Genomic DNA, 14384 nt, shown 5'->3' on the forward strand with positions numbered 1-14384 from the left:
ATATGAGGCGATTTATCGCCACTGGGGTCGCCAATAAAATGCTCCGGGTAGGGTCGTGCGGCCCACATCTCGTGGAGCGGCGCTATGCCAGAACCATCACATCCCACCCGCCAAGACGAAGAGAGGCGGTCAATCCCGCGGGCTCTGATCTGGCTCCTGGCGATCGGGGCCGGCATCGGCGTCGCCAATGTCTATTACATCCAGCCGGTGGTCCCGCTGGTACGCGAGACATTCGGCATCGGATCGGAACCGGCGAGCCTCGTCCCGGCGGTGAGCCAAGCCGGCTATGCCCTCGGAATGCTGCTGCTGGCCCCGCTCGGCGATCTCATCGACCGCAAGCGGCTCGTCCTCGCCAAGTCGATCCTGCTCGTGCTTGCTCTGTTGGCGACGGCTCTCGCACCGAATTTTTCCGTGCTTCTCGCCGTCAGCCTCGGCGTCGGACTGCTCGGCAGCCTCGGCCAGGACTTCGTGCCCATGGCGGCGCAACTCGCGACGGCCGAAGAGCGGGGGCGCATCATCGGGCTTGTGACCACGGGCCTGCTCTGTGGCATCCTGTTGTCTCGCACCTTGGGTGGTGTCGTCGGCGATCTCTTCGGCTGGCGAGCGATCTACGCGTTGGCCGCCACCATGGTGGCGCTGGTCGGCGTTGCGGTCTGGCGCTGGTTGCCACTCCAGCCGGCGACCGCCAACGGTTCTTATGGCGCCTTGCTCCTGAGCCTCGCCACCTTGGTCGGGCGGTACGCGGTGCTACGCAAGGCTCTTCTGACCCAAGGCTTGCTGGCGGCAACCCTCGGCGCCTTCTGGTCCACGCTGGCGTTGATGCTGGCGGAGCCACCGCTCCATCTTGGTGCGGGTGCGGCCGGCGCCCTCGGATTGGCCGGCGCCGCCGGGGCCTTCGGCGCCCCTCTGTTCGGGCGCCTCGCCGACGCCCGCGGGCCTACCATCGCGATCCGCCTCGGCTGCCTTCTGGTCGCTCTTGCCTTTGTCCTGATGCTGGCGTCGCCGCATTCAATCGCCGCGCTGATCGCAGGGGCGGTGCTATTCGACCTCGGCGTCATGGCCGCGCTGGTTTCGCACCAGACCATCGTCACGACGATCGACCCCGCCGCGCGCAGCCGGCTGAACGGCTTACTGATGACCGCCGCCATGATCGGCATGGCGATCGGCGCGCTCGCCGGCGGCTGGGCCTGGAGCCGCTACGACTGGACCGGTGTGTGCCTCATAGGCGTGATTGCCGGTTTCGCCGCGCTGCTGCGCTCCCTTCTTCCGCCATCCGTTCCCTTCGCTGCAAAGGAGTTCGCCCGATGACCACCTCTATCGCACCGTCCACCTCAACCGAGCCCGACGCTCGAACCGCTCCGCTGACGGTGCTGTTCTCGTTCCTCTCGCGCGCCGATCCGGCCGCCAACGCGTCCGAAACCGACCCCAATCTCAGCTTCGAAACATGGGGTGACTACTGGCGCAAGGTGCATGGCCCGCGCTTCCTCCATCCCGACGAGGCGGACGATCGCACGACCATCAGTCGCCTGCTGCGTTACGATCAGATTCACCGCGTGGCGTCGGGACCGACGAGCTTGAACCCGCCGCCTTACCGGCCACCGCTCGACGCGGACGGTCGCCTGTTCGAGACCATCGTCGGTCACGTCGAGCCCTACCGACGTCCGCAGTGGGATGGGGTCGCGTATCTCAACTTCGGGGGGCTCGACGATCTCGGCGCGGTTCTCGGTGCCGAGCGTGTTCGTCGCAAGATCCTTCCCGAGGATCAGGCGATCTTCCGGGATCTCGGGCCGGTGCTCGCCCGCCAATTCATCATCATGCCGAACACGGCTGGTGACGACTCGATCGTCCTGATCAAGACGCACATCCGGCGCGATGATCTCGACCGCGAGACGTTCCAGCGCCGCTGGCTGCACGACCATGCCGAGTTGGTGGTCGGCCAGGCCGATACGCAGCGTCTCGTGAAGCGCTACGTCCAACTGCACAACATCGGTCCCGTCACAGAGGGCGTGCCGTTCTTCCACCCCGTAGCCAGCCGGATCGATGGCGTGACGCTCATGGCCTTCGCTTCCATGAAGGATGTCGAGAACTTCCTGCTGTCCAATAGTTATGCCGCCATCGAGGAGGCGGAACGTTCCATCGCGATCGTTGAGGCGGGCGAATATTGGACCGGCCTGACCTTCACCGTTGTCGATCAGCTCGCGCCGGAACGGGCCTCGGCAACGTCATGAGGGGGCCGGCGACGCTGTCCGACAAACGTAGCCGGCTGCGGGCGGTTGTCCCGCGTCCGCTATCCGGCCATCGCGCGGTGCTCCCGAAAAGCCGCAGCCAATGTGCGCAATGCAGCGCGCGACTTGGGATCGGTGAGCGTGGAGTGCAGCACAATCTCGGACGACGGCAGGCGCGGCAACCTGAAGCGTTCGCCGATTTCGACGGTGCCGGGCGGAGCAAGGCGACAGGAAAAGACGGCCATGGCGAGTCCAGCGGAGACGGCTGCCGTCACCGCCGACGAGCCGCCACCGAGGAACACTTCCGTCCAGGCGATGCCTGCCTCGTCGAGGGCGCGGGTCGCGATATCGCGCACGCCACAGGACGGCGACAGGGCCGCCAGCCGCAGAGGCTCGCCCTGCCGATGCTCGAAATTCGGCGCGGCGAACCATCCGAAATGTTCGGGACCGAGAACCTCGCCGTCGCGCCGGTCGTCTTCGCGACGAATGATACAGGCGTCCAGCTCTCCACGATCGAAGGCGTCGAGCAGCGTGCGCGAATTCTCCAGGCGGACCTCGATGCGCAGGCCCGGATCATACGCGTTGAGTTGCGCCAGAAGGGTCGGAAGCTCCGGTCCGGCCACATGCGCAGCGATGCCGAGCCCGAAGCGGCGTGGGGTGGTGGAAGCGAGCGCCGACAGCGCCGCTTCGTGCGCGGCAAGAAAGTCGCGAGCCCGGTCGAGAAAGACTGCGCCGTGTGCGGAGAGCCGGACGTGGCGCGGCGTGCGTTCGATCAGCCGCTGGCCGATCCGCTCTTCCAGGCGCCGCAGCTTGACGCTGATCGCCCCTTGCGTGGTGCCGAGGGCCTCCGCCGCTCGCGTGAAACTCTGAAGGTCGGCGATGGCCACGAAGGCCTGAACGGACTCGACATCGAGGGATGCCATTTCGATCATCCAGATTTGTTGTCTCTGAAATATTCAGCCATATCATTCTTATATCGTCAAGTTTCGCCTACGATCAGGTCCATCAACAACAGTCGCTCGCAAGACTGCCGTGCCACTCCGGCTTCAGCCGTTGGGGGTGAACGGCCGCGCGCGAGACGCCGAGTGATCTCGGCGCTGAAAGGCCTGACCATGTCCTTTGCTTCCTCGCGGCAAGGTAACCTTGCCTTGGCCGCCATCTGCTTGTCGGCTCTGATGTTCGGTTTCGAAATATCAAGCGTTCCGGCGATTCTGCCGACGCTGGAGAAAGTCCTTCGCGCCGATTTCCAAGAGCTCCAGTGGACGATGAACGCCTACACCATCGCCGTGGCGACGGTCCTCATGGCTGCCGGCACACTGGCGGATCGCTTCGGGCGCAAGCGTCTCCTCGTCGTCGCTATCGTTGCGTTCGGCGGCACGTCCGTCCTGTGTGGCTTGGCCCCCAACATGATGATCCTGATCGTTGGGCGTGCGCTCCAAGGCGCGAGCGGCGGCGCCATGCTGATTTGTGGGATCGCCGTGCTCTCGCATCAGTTCAGCACGGCGGCTGATCGAGCCCGGGCTTTCGGTTGGTGGGGCATCGTTACCGGGTTCGGTCTCGGCTTCGGTCCGGTGATCGGCAGCGGGATCGCCGCCCTGATGGGCTGGGCCTGGGTGTTTCTGATCCACGGTTTCATCGCCGTGCTGACCGTCATCCTGGCTTGGCGCGGTGTTCGGGAATCGAAGGATCCAGCCGCTCGGCGCCTGGATCTCGCCGGTATTGCCACGTTGTCACTGGCCGTCTTTTGCCTCGCTTATGTCATCACGCAAGGCAGCGAACTCGGCTTCACCAGTCCGATCGCGCTGGCGATCATCGCCACGGCCACCCTCAGCCTCATCGCCTTCGTCATTGTCGAGCAGATCACGCCGCACCCGATGTTCGATTTCTCGGTGTTCCGGATCCGGCCCTTTTCCGGAGCGCTGTTCGGCTCGATGGGCATGAATTTCAGCTTCTGGCCGTTCATGATCTATCTGCCGATCTGGTTTCAGGCTGGGCTCGGACTCGATGGTCTGACCGCAGGCCTCGCACTGCTCGCCTACACCCTGCCGACGCTCGTCGTCCCGCCCTTTGCCGAACGCCTCTCGCTACGCCTTGGCGCCGGCACCGTCATCCCGGCGGGACTGTTCGTGATCGGTCTCGGCTTTTTCATCATGAAGATCGGAGCAGGCGGTGGTCCAGCGGCCTTGCCGACGACGTTGATCGGCGCGTTGCTGGCCGGGATCGGCCTCGGGGCGACCAACACGCCGGTCACCAACACCACGACTGGATCTGTGTCGAGCGACAGGGCCGGCATGGCATCCGGCATCGACATGAGTGCACGGATGATCTCGCTTGCCATCAACATCGCGCTCATGGGCTTTGTCTTGGTGGACGGTGTTTTGAAGCGCCTGAGTGCGGCGTCAGGAGCGTTCGAGGCCACTCAACTTCGGCACATCGCCGAACAGATCGCCGCCGGAAACGTCGGTGCTCTCGATCAAGCCGCCCCGGGAATGTCGAAGGTGCTCGGTCCTGCCGCACTGGCCGGCGGCTTCGGTGAGGTGATGCTCTACGGCGCCATTGGTGTCTGGGTGCTGGCCGCACTCAGCTTCTTCACCTTCGGGAGGAGGAGGGACGCCCATGCCGCTAGGTGAGGTTGGAGAACGGCTGCAGGCCCGTCCGAGTGTCTTGCGCTATGCCGAGGTCGGCGCGGTCGAGCGACGAGCGACCTCAACGAACAGAGTCCCGGCCCGCGACAACGGGCGCGCCGACGAAGCGACGAGCCCGAACTCGCGATGCAGCGGTGAAGTGAGTTTCGAAACCCGGAAGCCGCGGTGCTGTTCCGGCAGGGTGGATTCCGGCACGAGGCTGACACCCGCGCCCTCCCGCACCAGGGCAATCGCGCTCGACCAATCGCGCACCTCGATCTGCACGTTCTGGAGCGTCAATCCTTCAGCGTCGGCAAGCGAGCGGGCGTTCGTATGGCACCCGCCGGTCGCGAGAACGAAGGGCGCCGCCGCCAGTTCGGCCAACGAGATCGAAGGTCGCCGTGACAGGGGATGCGCCGCCGGCAGGATCGGAACCCAGGCATCCCGTCCGAGCGGAACGGCTTTTCTGGCCGAAGACGGGTTGAGAACGACGCCGAGGTCGATCGATCCCGCCGCGAGCCATGCCTCCACTTCCAGGTCGTCGGTTTCGAGCGGCACGAGATCGATGCCCGGATGGAGCGTGCGAAAACGCCGAAGCAAGGGCGGAAGGACGGTGGCGAAGACGCTCGGGAACCCCGCCAGACGGATGGTGCCGGTCTCCTCGCCGATCAGAGCCATTGCTTCCCTTTCGATTGCCTCCAGATGCGAAAAGGCTGTTCGCGCATGGTCGAGCGCGCGCTCTCCGAAGGCGGTCAACGCGACGCCCCGTGGCTGGCGGACGAGCAGTTTCACTCCCAGGCTCTCTTCGAGCGCGGCTAAGGCTTGGCTCATCCCCGATTGGGTGACGCCGAGCTTGTCCGCGGCTGCGGTGAAGCTGCCGGCCTCGGCGACGGCGATCAGGCTCTGGAGTTGGGTCAGGTTCATAGTAGACGAGCTTATACCAAGAAAATATGGGAGTAATTTTTATTATATCACGGGACCTGCCAATGTGGGCGGCGATCTATCCCCTCCGCGAGGTCCCGACGATGAAGCTCTATTTCGCCCCCGACACCTGTTCGCTCTCGCCGCACATCGTGCTTCAGGAACTCGGACTGCCCTACGAGCTTGTCCGTGTGAACAATCGGACGAAACGCACATCCTCGGGAGAGGATTTCCTCGCCATCAACCCGAAGGGCTATGTCGCGGCACTCGAACTCGATTCCGGCGAAGTTCTGACCGAAGGCCCGGCCATCGTTCAGTATTTGGCCGACCTGAAGCCGGAGGCGAGACTGGCTCCGGCCGCCGGTACGCTGGCACGGGTTCGGCTGCAGGAATGGCTCAACTTCATCACCAGCGAAATCCATTCCGGATCGAGCCCGCTGTTCAATCGAGCCTTGCCGGAGGAGGCGCTGGTGATCTTCCGGGACCGGCTGTTCCGGCGCCTCGACTTCATCGAGGTGAACCTCGCATCGCGGGATTATCTGGTGGGCGACGGTTTCACGGTCGCCGACGCCTATCTCTTCACCGTGCTCGGCTGGATGAAGGGGTTTTCGATCGATCTCGACCGTTGGCCGGCGATTGCGCTCTACGTGCAGCGGATCGGCGTGCGGGTATCTGTGAGGGCTGCGCTGGCGCGGGAAGCGGAGACGCCTCCGGTCGAATGATGAAGGACACGGAACGCTGGTTCCGGTTACTTCAACACAGCGAGAGCTGGCTCGATCAGCGCCTCCAGTTCCGCTCGCATCGCGCCATCCCGTGCCTGGAAGGAGATGGCCTGCAGAATGCCGTGATAGAAGGCCGCGAGCTGCGCGACGTTCGTGCCCGTCGGCATCTCCCCTTCGCGCGTACCGCGTTCAAGACGTGCCGCGATCAACTCGACCGTCTTGCGGCGTGCCTGGAACAGATGCTCGCGTGCCGGCAGGTTCTCCGGCAAACAGTTGACGACGCCGAGGATCAGCAGACACCCGCCCGGCTTGGTCGACAGGGCAACGTCGATGCTGCCGGCCAGCATGGCTCGAATACCGTCGCGGACAGTGCCCGCTTCTTCGAGCGCTCGCATGGGTACCGAGCCGACCGTTGCGACGTAGCGGTCAACCGCTTCCCGAAAGGCCGCTTCCTTCGTGCCGAACGCCGCATAGAAGCTCGGTGGCGTCACACCGATCGCGGCCGTCAGGTCGTTGAGTTGCGCACCTTCGTAGCCCTTGGCCCAAAACACCTCCATCACCTTCTCGAGGGCGAGATCGCGATCGAAGCTGCGGGGGCGGCCACGGAGTGCCATGGAAATCCTTTCTGTAGTCATATTTATATAAATCAATTGACCCACTCGGGCAAGCGCGATATCCATTTCTGTAATTTCGACTATATAAATGGAGCGAGGGCCATGTATGGGGCGAGAGACGCCAATCCAGCATCAAGCCAAGATCGCAGGCAGGGGCGAGCGGGAATGCCGTCGGTCGTCTATCTCCTCGGGCTGACGATCTTCGTGCTCACCACCTCGGAGTTCATGGTCGCCGGTATGATGCCGGCCCTGTCGGCGGCCTTCACTGTTTCGGTGGCCGAGATCGGCTATCTGATCTCGCTCTATGCCCTCGGTATGGCGATCGGCGGCCCGCTGGTGATGGTGTTGCTCCTCCGCCTCAACGCACCGAACAAGCCGGCGCTTCTCGTTTTGCTCGGCCTCTATGTCATCGGCGGAGTGCTTGCGGCTCTCGCACCAGGCTACGGCGTCATGGCGATCGCGCGGATCGTGACTGGCGCGGCCAGTTCCGCCTGCTTCGGCGTGGCACTGGCGATTGCCGCGGACTTGGTGATGCCACAAGAGAGAGGCCGGGCGGCATCCGTCGTGCTCGGCGGACTCATGCTCGCGCCGGTCTTCGGTCTGCCGGTGACCACGGCCATCGAGCAGGGCTTCGGATGGCGGTCGAGTTTTTGGAGCGTCGCCGCTCTCGCCATGCTGGTCACATCCCTTGTTGCCGTCTTCGTACCCGTCTCGAAGAGCCACATCGAGATTGGTCTCAACGCGGAACTCGACGCGTTGAAGAAGGGCCGCCTTTGGGCAGCCTTTGCGACGAGCGGCCTCATCATTGGCGCAACCTTCGCCGCTTTCAGCTACGCGGTGCCGCTCTTCGTCGAAATGGCGAAGCTATCACCGGCGACCATGCCAACGCTGCTGGCAGCCTATGGCGGAGCCAATGTCATCGGCAATCTCGCTGTTGGGCGTTTCGCCGACCGTTATACGATCCCGATCCTGCTCTGCGGGCTGACTGCCCTTGCGCTGGCACTGATGACCTTCGCCGTTTTCGCCACCAACAGCCACCTCTCTGTCTTAGCCTATCTGGTTATCGGCATTGTCGGAGTGCCGATGAATCCGGCAATGGTCGCGCGCGTGATGCGGATCGCGCATCCGGGACCGCTGGTCAACACGGTCCATACCTCGGCCATCACCGCCGGCCTCGCTTTCGGAGCGTGGGCGGGGGGCGTCGGGATCGCCGCCGGCTATGGCCTCACCGCGCCGCTGTGGGTCGGCTTCGCGCTCGCCCTGTTCGGTCTATTGAGCCTTGCACCTCGTCGCATCCGATCGATGAACGCATAGGGCGAGATCGGAGGTGCTATGCGGCGACGAGCGCACAATGGCGAGGAGGTTGTCGATCAACAGAATGCACTGTTGAGAGGCCGCATCCCGCTCGTGGCGCTGATCCAGACGCTACACGTTGCCGAGTATCTGAATTTTCGCCACGCCGCGAATGCTCTCGGCGTCAGCCAGTCGAGCGTGAGCACCAGGATCAAGATGCTGGAGGAGGATCTCGGTGTTGTTCTGTTCGAGCGCCGCCACCGTGGCGTCCGCCTGACCGACGCAGGGCGAAGCTTCATCACGGAAGTGGCGGCGGGGATAGGCCATCTCGATCTTGCGATCAAGACGGCAGGGGCGATCATGAACGGCGCAGTTGGTCACCTGTCAATCGGCCTCCTGTCTTCGATCGCTTCAGGCTTCCTGGCCGATCTGCGCCGCCGGTATCGAGATGAGCATCCGGAGATCGAACTCGACATCTTCGAGGGACGCTCCGACGAGATCATACGCCAGGTCCGCGAAGCCAAGCTCGACATAGCCTTTGTGGTTGGGGCCGTAGAAGCACCCGACTGCCATTCACGGCAGCTATGGTCGGAAGCCTTGATGGTCGCGTTGCCGCAGAGTCATCCGTTGGCGTGCGCGGAGCATCTCGTGTGGGGTGACCTTGCCGCAGAAACTTTCCTTGTCCGACAAAGCGGCGCCGGTCCCCAAGCCCTGGATCATATCGTTCGCAGACTCGTCGAACGAGAGAAGTCGCCACGCATTCGTCGGTGCGATGTCGGCCGAGACACGCTGATGCACCTGATTGCAGATGGCGAAGGGATCGCGCTGACAAGCGAAGCCGCTGCTTGCGTTCCTTTGCCGGGCGTTCTGTTTCGGCCTATTGCCGATGAGCCGGACCGCGCCAGATTTAGCGCCGTCTGGTCGCCGCACAATCGTGGTCCAGCCCTCAGACATCTGCTTGATCTCGCTATCGAGATGAACAGACTGCGCCACCCGGTTGAGACTCATACCAAATATATCTAGAATAATTGGCGCCCACGCTCCGACACCAGCAATAGGCCAACCGTGACCCGACAACGATTTTGTCCCGTTCGTTTGGGACAGCAACTCTGCGCCTTCATTGTCGCCACCGCCGAGCTCAGCGGCACTTCCGAACTGCTGACCGTCCGCTTCACGTCTGCTGTCTAATAGCAATGGAGCCAGCATGATGCGAACGTGCGGTGCCCATTTAGCAGAGGCGCTCTATCGGAGCGCTGATGGGGATTTCAGTCGGCCGGGAACTCTGAAGACGACGAGATGCCGGGCGAGCGCGCCACCTTCGGGAACATAGGCGCTGTGCCAGAGACATTCCTCGATGCTGGGAGCCGGTCCTGGGCGATCAACAAGTTCGAGTGCACCGAGAAATCCGAGCCGAACATTGGTCGCCTGATAACTCGTTGCCTGCGCCCGATAGCGGTTGGCAGCTTCGGGTGAAAACTCACCCTCATGCTTCTTGAGCTCGATAACGAACGCCGGACCGCCCAGACTGACGTAGAGATCTGTTCGCCCGGTCGCGATGCCTCGTACCTCGGGCAGCACCTCCGCGCCTACGAGGTTGCCCTTCAGAAAGTCGCGGAGATCAGACTGGAGATCGGCCTCGCTCGGATCTCGGGCGCGCAGATAGGCGCCCCGCGCGCCGAGATCGCGAATCTCGGCGTTCTGCCTGTCACTGCAAAACATCAGAATTTGTTGAAGTACAGCGTCGAACGCCTGCTGAACCTCACCTGCATATTCGCTGCTGGCGGACAGCTGATCACGCAACGACGCTAGCACACGTTGCAGGACCGGATTGGCAAGCACACGGCTGTGTGCGACATGGCTGGCGAGTCCAGCCTCAAGCGATCGTGCCATGTCGGAAGGAATCTGCTCGATCAAGGCACCTTCTGGGAGAATGCGCGCGAGCAGCGGATATTGCTCATTCTCCCAGGCTTTTCCCGGCCCAGCACCACCGCGGTAGTTTTCATCCAATCCGGCGCGAAGTTTTTGCGCGATCGTTCGCTTTGCATCAGGCCATTGGCCTTCACTTAGTAGATCGTCGAGATGGGCCGCGAGGCCGCGTTCGCGCAGGAATGAAGCCTCGATCCGGGGACGCAGCACAGACCGCAGACCGTCCCCGTGGGCGATCGCGCAACTTGCGTCATAGACAGCCAGGATGCGATCCATAGTCGCGGCGGCATTGACCCAGCTCGGACGGGCAAGATCGTCTGCCGTGCGCTGGACCGTGCGCGCGAGTTCGAACCACTCAATATCAACGTCTTGACGGGGCGCGAGCCATGGCGCCACATGGCCGGTGCGTAGCACTGCTGCACGATCCCGCGCAGCGGTCACCAGATCAGTCATCGTCTCCTGCATCTCTGCGGCACTCCGGTTCGCCGCAAATCCGAGCACGAGATCAATCGCGGATCGATAGGCGCGTGCGTCCGACCGATCATCATCCGCCTCGCGTGCCCGCTCGAAAAGCAGACGCGCCGTATCCAAGCCGCCAAGGATTGTTGCCAGATCTTCGCCATCGAGCGCGCGCGCCAGATATGCCCGGCCGAGCTCGAACGCCGCTTCGCCTTCTGCTTCCTCATTGTCGAGCAAGCGGTGGAGCATCGTCAGCAGGTCATCACCGCCCCAGGCGTGGAAGGCGGCCCCGCCAATCTTCGCGACATGCTGGGCGAAGGGACCCGGCACATCGGGTGCGACCTCGACGAGTTCGAGAAGGGGGCGGTGACGGCTCACATCGCCCTCCAGCGCAAGACGAAAAAGGCCTTCGAGCGCATAGGCAGCAATCAGCGACTCGCGCTCGCTACCGTGTTCCCGAATTCGCCGCGTGAAGATAGCGATGACTGCCTGCGCCATGGCCGCGCGCAGGGTCGTGCTCCTGATGAGCCGGTCGATCGCGTCGCGGAAGGATTGCGGATCGCGTGCCACATCGAAGCCGCTGACCAGGAAATCATGCAGCAGCGCCCCTTCGGTGGGCGGGGCCACACTGATCATGTCCGCGAGAACGTCAAGGAAAGGCGCTGCATGAAGCCGATCAGCGTCGGCGAGGATTTCATCCACGCCGCCAAGATCGTCGATCGTGATCGGTTGGCTATTAGCCAGACGCGCCTCGAGAAGATCAAGCGCGCTCATGCCAAGAGGCACCATGGCGGTGGCACTACCATAAATATTCGTCGCCTCTCGCGGACCGGCACCATTGCTCGCCGAGCCGACTGACTATCGCATTGGCGTTGGCGCTCCCGATGATGATCTGCAGCCCCTCGGTTTCACGCGCTATCGCCTGAAGCTCACTCAGTACGGCGGTCAGGTCATCGGGGCTTACCTCTTCAGCAGCGGGAGAATCGACTATTAGGAGGCCGGGATGGCGACCGAGGCCCCGTTCTTTTCCTACCCGAATCAGGGCCACTGCTGTTGCGATCCGTAACCGCAGTCGCTCGCCCGCTGTCACCTTGCTGAAGCTGGTCGGCTCGCCACCCTTGGTAAGAAGGAGAGAACCGTTGGTGTTGAGCTTGACCTCCTCAAGCATCTGCACGCCCAGCTGCCGCCCCAGCGCAAGAATCTCGACATTCAGCCGCTCGAGGATGTCGCCACGACCAGCCTTATATGCCTTCTCTGCCTCTGCGTAGGCTGCGCTGATAAGCGCTACGTCGGGAGAAACGATGACGGGTGTCGCGGGAGCCTGGCGCTCCTTCAGAGCTCCCTCCAGCCGGGCGACTTCGAGTTCCGCCTCGCGGCGCTGTTCGAACGTGGTGCTCCTCGCCGCCTTGGTGAGTGCTTGGCGTGCATTCTCAAGCTCGGCGCTGCAAGCCCTCGACTTCTCTCCGAGCGCCTTGGCGTTGGCCTGCGCGCGATCGGCGGCCGCTTTAGCGGCCGCGAAGCGCTGTTCGATCGCGTCCAGACCGTCGCTCGCGCCCTCCATCTCGTTGATCGGGATCTCCTCTGCGCAAAGCGAACAGCTCAGTTCGGCGCTCTCGCGCTTCAGCCGTTCGCTCGACACGCGCGTCTCGCAACGCGGGCAACATACAGGCTGCAGGCCGTTGAAGAATTGCGTCGCAACGATGTTCTCGCGCAAATCACGCACCGCCCGCTCGTCTGCGATCGCTAGACGTTCCAGCTCGGTCGCTTCGGCCTCGGCGTGGGCTAGGCGCTGCGCGAGATCGAAAGCGATCGGCGAAAGGCGGGCAACCTCGCCAGCAAGTCGCTCAAGCTCGGCGGCTGTCCCGGTCACCTGTGCGAAGCTGTCAAGCTTCTTCTTCGCTGCCTGGAGTTCGCGGTCGATCCGCGCGCGTGCCGTCTCCCCGTCTTTCGCCGCGGTAGTGGCTGCCCTGGACGCTTTCTCGGTTTCCTGGTCAAGTTCGCGCTTAGCGGTGCCCGCCTGCATCACCGTCGTCGCCCAAGGCATACCAATATACATCTGCAGCATGCGTGCGGGCAGGCCCGCCATCTGGACATCGCCGAGCAACTGCTTGTGGTCGCCGCCGAAATAGAGGCCGCCCGAGAGCGCTGCCCAGCCATGCTCAACGACCTGACGTTCGTCCTCCTTGCCCTGCATCGCAGTGATCGGGTCTAGATCGAGCGTGTTCATCATGAAGCGCGACATCGCAGCCTCAAACCCCTCGTCCGACATGAAGCGATCCAACTCGTCGGTCTCACCCGACGCGCGACGACGCGCTAGGTTACCGCGGGGAATACGCTCCTCTACCGCAAACTCCACCACGTAACGCTGATCGTCGACATCGAATTCGACGCACACCGAGGACAACCACCGGCGTACATCGTCCTGCAAGCCCTTGGGCGTGCCTCGCAGCGCCCACAGCAGGATCTCCAGCACGGTCGATTTGCCACGGAGGTTGCGTTCGCTCGTTACAGCCCACACGCCGGCGGCCAAGTCCGACCAGTCGAAATCTATCGGCCCCTGCGCTGTTCCGCGCTTCTCTCCCTTGAAAGCAATGCGCCGCACTGTCAGCTTTCGCGCGGGGCGCAAAGGCCGATCCGCCGTGATTCCTCGCCTGCGCATCGCGAGCTCCGCCTCCGCAGGCCGCATCCCGGCTTTCGCCGCCACTGTTTCCAGCCAACCACCGCTCATTCAGCGAGCCCTTCCAAGATTGTCGCGAGACGGGCCTGCACCCGATCGGTGACCGGCTGGATCACATGGCTAAGCTCCGTTCCCGCATATTCGGCCTGTAGATACTGTCGGTCTTTCAAAGCCTTGCCGCCCTGTGCACCCGCCACCCGCGCCACGATGCTGGCGCGATCGCGATACCAGCCAAGCTCGGGTGCCGCTGCAGCAATCCGCCCGAACGCGTCTTCGCCTGCAGTGGTTAACAGGTAAAGATGCTCGCGGATCTTGCCGCCGGGAACACCATCGCGCTTGATCCGAATAAGGTCTGCTGCCCGCAAAATTGCCAGCGCATTGTCGAGCGGCTCGAAAGCGCCGAACAGATAGCGCACCATCGGTAAGCGCCGGAGATCGGGTTCGCGATCATCGAATATGCGCTGCACGATCGTCAGTAGATCGCGTTCTCCGGACGTCTCGAACTCCGTTAGGAGTTCGTTGGCGAGATAGTCTGGGTTGCGCATCCAGAAATCGAGCGCTTGAAGGCGCGACTGGGCGCGCAAGACGCAGACAACATCGCTTCCCCAGCGGTCGGCATCATTTCTGTCTCCCGCAGCCTGAATGCAGGCAAGCAAGCGAATGGCCGTTTGCCTTTCGCTAGCAACAGCTATCTCCGTCACTTCAAGCTACCCCGCCGTCGATCTTCGTGGACTTGCGCCGCCGGGAAGGACGCCCTCTCTTCTCTACCCAATTGCCCCGCAAACCCAGCCGAACCAGCTATGTCCGACGCAAGATAATACTGAACTTGAGCTAGAGGCGAGGAATATCTGAAGCTGTCAGGCTCCAAACTCCCATTGCAGCCGCAGCACAAATAGCAACCGCATCCGGATGTATAGCGGTTT

Annotated in this window: 12 protein-coding genes; 6 read left to right on the top strand and 6 right to left on the bottom strand. The window is 63.2% G+C overall.

What is annotated here, in order from left to right; translation table 11 throughout:
- Window positions 1–84: 84 nt before the first annotated feature.
- Window positions 85–1308, top strand: coding sequence for an MFS transporter (locus tag QNA11_RS01885; RefSeq protein WP_283481746.1), 1224 nt, complete (start codon window positions 85–87; stop codon window positions 1306–1308).
- Complete coding sequence (locus QNA11_RS01890; protein WP_283481747.1) at window positions 1305–2228, top strand: EthD domain-containing protein; 924 nt, start codon at window positions 1305–1307, stop codon at window positions 2226–2228. Before QNA11_RS01885 ends, QNA11_RS01890 begins: the two co-directional genes overlap by 4 nt.
- A 59-nt stretch (window positions 2229–2287) precedes the next feature.
- Here the strand turns inward: QNA11_RS01890 and QNA11_RS01895 are convergent, their stop codons facing one another.
- The gene (locus tag QNA11_RS01895) at window positions 2288–3148 is read right to left on the bottom strand and encodes a LysR family transcriptional regulator (protein WP_073625748.1); all 861 of its coding nucleotides are present in this window, start codon (window positions 3146–3148) and stop codon (window positions 2288–2290) included.
- A 189-nt stretch (window positions 3149–3337) separates the two neighbouring features.
- On the opposite strand from QNA11_RS01895, the gene QNA11_RS01900 reads away from it, so the two are divergent.
- Complete coding sequence (locus QNA11_RS01900) at window positions 3338–4855, top strand: MFS transporter (RefSeq protein ID WP_283484144.1); 1518 nt, start codon at window positions 3338–3340, stop codon at window positions 4853–4855.
- 39 nt (window positions 4856–4894) lie between these two features.
- Here the strand turns inward: QNA11_RS01900 and QNA11_RS01905 are convergent, their stop codons facing one another.
- On the bottom strand, window positions 4895–5773 hold the full coding sequence (locus QNA11_RS01905) for a LysR family transcriptional regulator (protein ID WP_283481748.1): 879 nt from the start codon (window positions 5771–5773) through the stop codon (window positions 4895–4897).
- 101 nt (window positions 5774–5874) lie between these two features.
- Here QNA11_RS01905 and gstA point away from each other — a divergent pair, with 101 nt between their 5' ends.
- Window positions 5875–6492, top strand: coding sequence for a glutathione transferase GstA (gene gstA, locus QNA11_RS01910; RefSeq protein ID WP_502867552.1), 618 nt, complete (start codon window positions 5875–5877; stop codon window positions 6490–6492).
- A 26-nt stretch (window positions 6493–6518) separates the two neighbouring features.
- Here the strand turns inward: gstA and QNA11_RS01915 are convergent, their stop codons facing one another.
- Complete coding sequence (locus QNA11_RS01915) at window positions 6519–7172, bottom strand: TetR/AcrR family transcriptional regulator (protein WP_283481750.1); 654 nt, start codon at window positions 7170–7172, stop codon at window positions 6519–6521.
- 99 nt (window positions 7173–7271) lie between these two features.
- On the opposite strand from QNA11_RS01915, the gene QNA11_RS01920 reads away from it, so the two are divergent.
- On the top strand, window positions 7272–8420 hold the full coding sequence (locus tag QNA11_RS01920; protein ID WP_283481751.1) for an MFS transporter: 1149 nt from the start codon (window positions 7272–7274) through the stop codon (window positions 8418–8420).
- Window positions 8421–8438: 18 nt separating this feature from the next.
- Complete coding sequence (locus QNA11_RS01925) at window positions 8439–9422, top strand: LysR family transcriptional regulator (protein ID WP_283481752.1); 984 nt, start codon at window positions 8439–8441, stop codon at window positions 9420–9422.
- Window positions 9423–9641: 219 nt separating this feature from the next.
- Here QNA11_RS01925 and QNA11_RS01930 read toward each other — a convergent pair whose 3' ends face one another.
- Genes QNA11_RS01930 through QNA11_RS01940 form a run of 3 tightly spaced genes read right to left on the bottom strand, consistent with a single transcriptional unit; the run spans window position 9642 to window position 14162 of the window.
- On the bottom strand, window positions 9642–11558 hold the full coding sequence (locus QNA11_RS01930; protein ID WP_283481753.1) for a hypothetical protein: 1917 nt from the start codon (window positions 11556–11558) through the stop codon (window positions 9642–9644).
- Window positions 11559–11583: 25 nt separating this feature from the next.
- Entirely contained in the window at window positions 11584–13512 is a 1929-nt protein-coding gene (locus QNA11_RS01935; RefSeq protein ID WP_283481754.1) for a coiled-coil domain-containing protein, read from the bottom strand.
- Window positions 13509–14162, bottom strand: a complete 654-nt coding sequence (locus QNA11_RS01940) for a hypothetical protein (RefSeq protein WP_283481755.1) — start codon at window positions 14160–14162, stop codon at window positions 13509–13511. Before QNA11_RS01940 ends, QNA11_RS01935 begins: the two co-directional genes overlap by 4 nt.
- Window positions 14163–14384 lie beyond the last annotated feature (222 nt).

It is taken from the genome of Methylocystis sp. JR02 (genome assembly GCF_030063565.1).
Classification (GTDB): domain Bacteria; phylum Pseudomonadota; class Alphaproteobacteria; order Rhizobiales; family Beijerinckiaceae; genus Methylocystis; species Methylocystis iwaonis.

What these genes read in the sequence shown, in the direction of transcription:
- QNA11_RS01925 (WP_283481752.1), top strand. Translation starts at nt 8,439, where the DNA reads ATGCGGCGACGAGCGCACAATGGCGAGGAGGTTGTCGATCAACAGAAT.
- QNA11_RS01905 (WP_283481748.1), bottom strand. Translation starts at nt 5,773, where the DNA reads ATGAACCTGACCCAACTCCAGAGCCTGATCGCCGTCGCCGAGGCCGGC.
- QNA11_RS01885 (WP_283481746.1), top strand. Translation starts at nt 85, where the DNA reads ATGCCAGAACCATCACATCCCACCCGCCAAGACGAAGAGAGGCGGTCA.
- QNA11_RS01900 (WP_283484144.1), top strand. Translation starts at nt 3,338, where the DNA reads ATGTCCTTTGCTTCCTCGCGGCAAGGTAACCTTGCCTTGGCCGCCATC.
- QNA11_RS01915 (WP_283481750.1), bottom strand. Translation starts at nt 7,172, where the DNA reads ATGGATATCGCGCTTGCCCGAGTGGGTCAATTGATTTATATAAATATG.
- gstA (WP_502867552.1), top strand. Translation starts at nt 5,875, where the DNA reads ATGAAGCTCTATTTCGCCCCCGACACCTGTTCGCTCTCGCCGCACATC.
- QNA11_RS01890 (WP_283481747.1), top strand. Translation starts at nt 1,305, where the DNA reads ATGACCACCTCTATCGCACCGTCCACCTCAACCGAGCCCGACGCTCGA.
- QNA11_RS01930 (WP_283481753.1), bottom strand. Translation starts at nt 11,558, where the DNA reads ATGAGCGCGCTTGATCTTCTCGAGGCGCGTCTGGCTAATAGCCAACCG.
- QNA11_RS01895 (WP_073625748.1), bottom strand. Translation starts at nt 3,148, where the DNA reads ATGGCATCCCTCGATGTCGAGTCCGTTCAGGCCTTCGTGGCCATCGCC.
- QNA11_RS01935 (WP_283481754.1), bottom strand. Translation starts at nt 13,512, where the DNA reads ATGAGCGGTGGTTGGCTGGAAACAGTGGCGGCGAAAGCCGGGATGCGG.
- QNA11_RS01920 (WP_283481751.1), top strand. Translation starts at nt 7,272, where the DNA reads ATGCCGTCGGTCGTCTATCTCCTCGGGCTGACGATCTTCGTGCTCACC.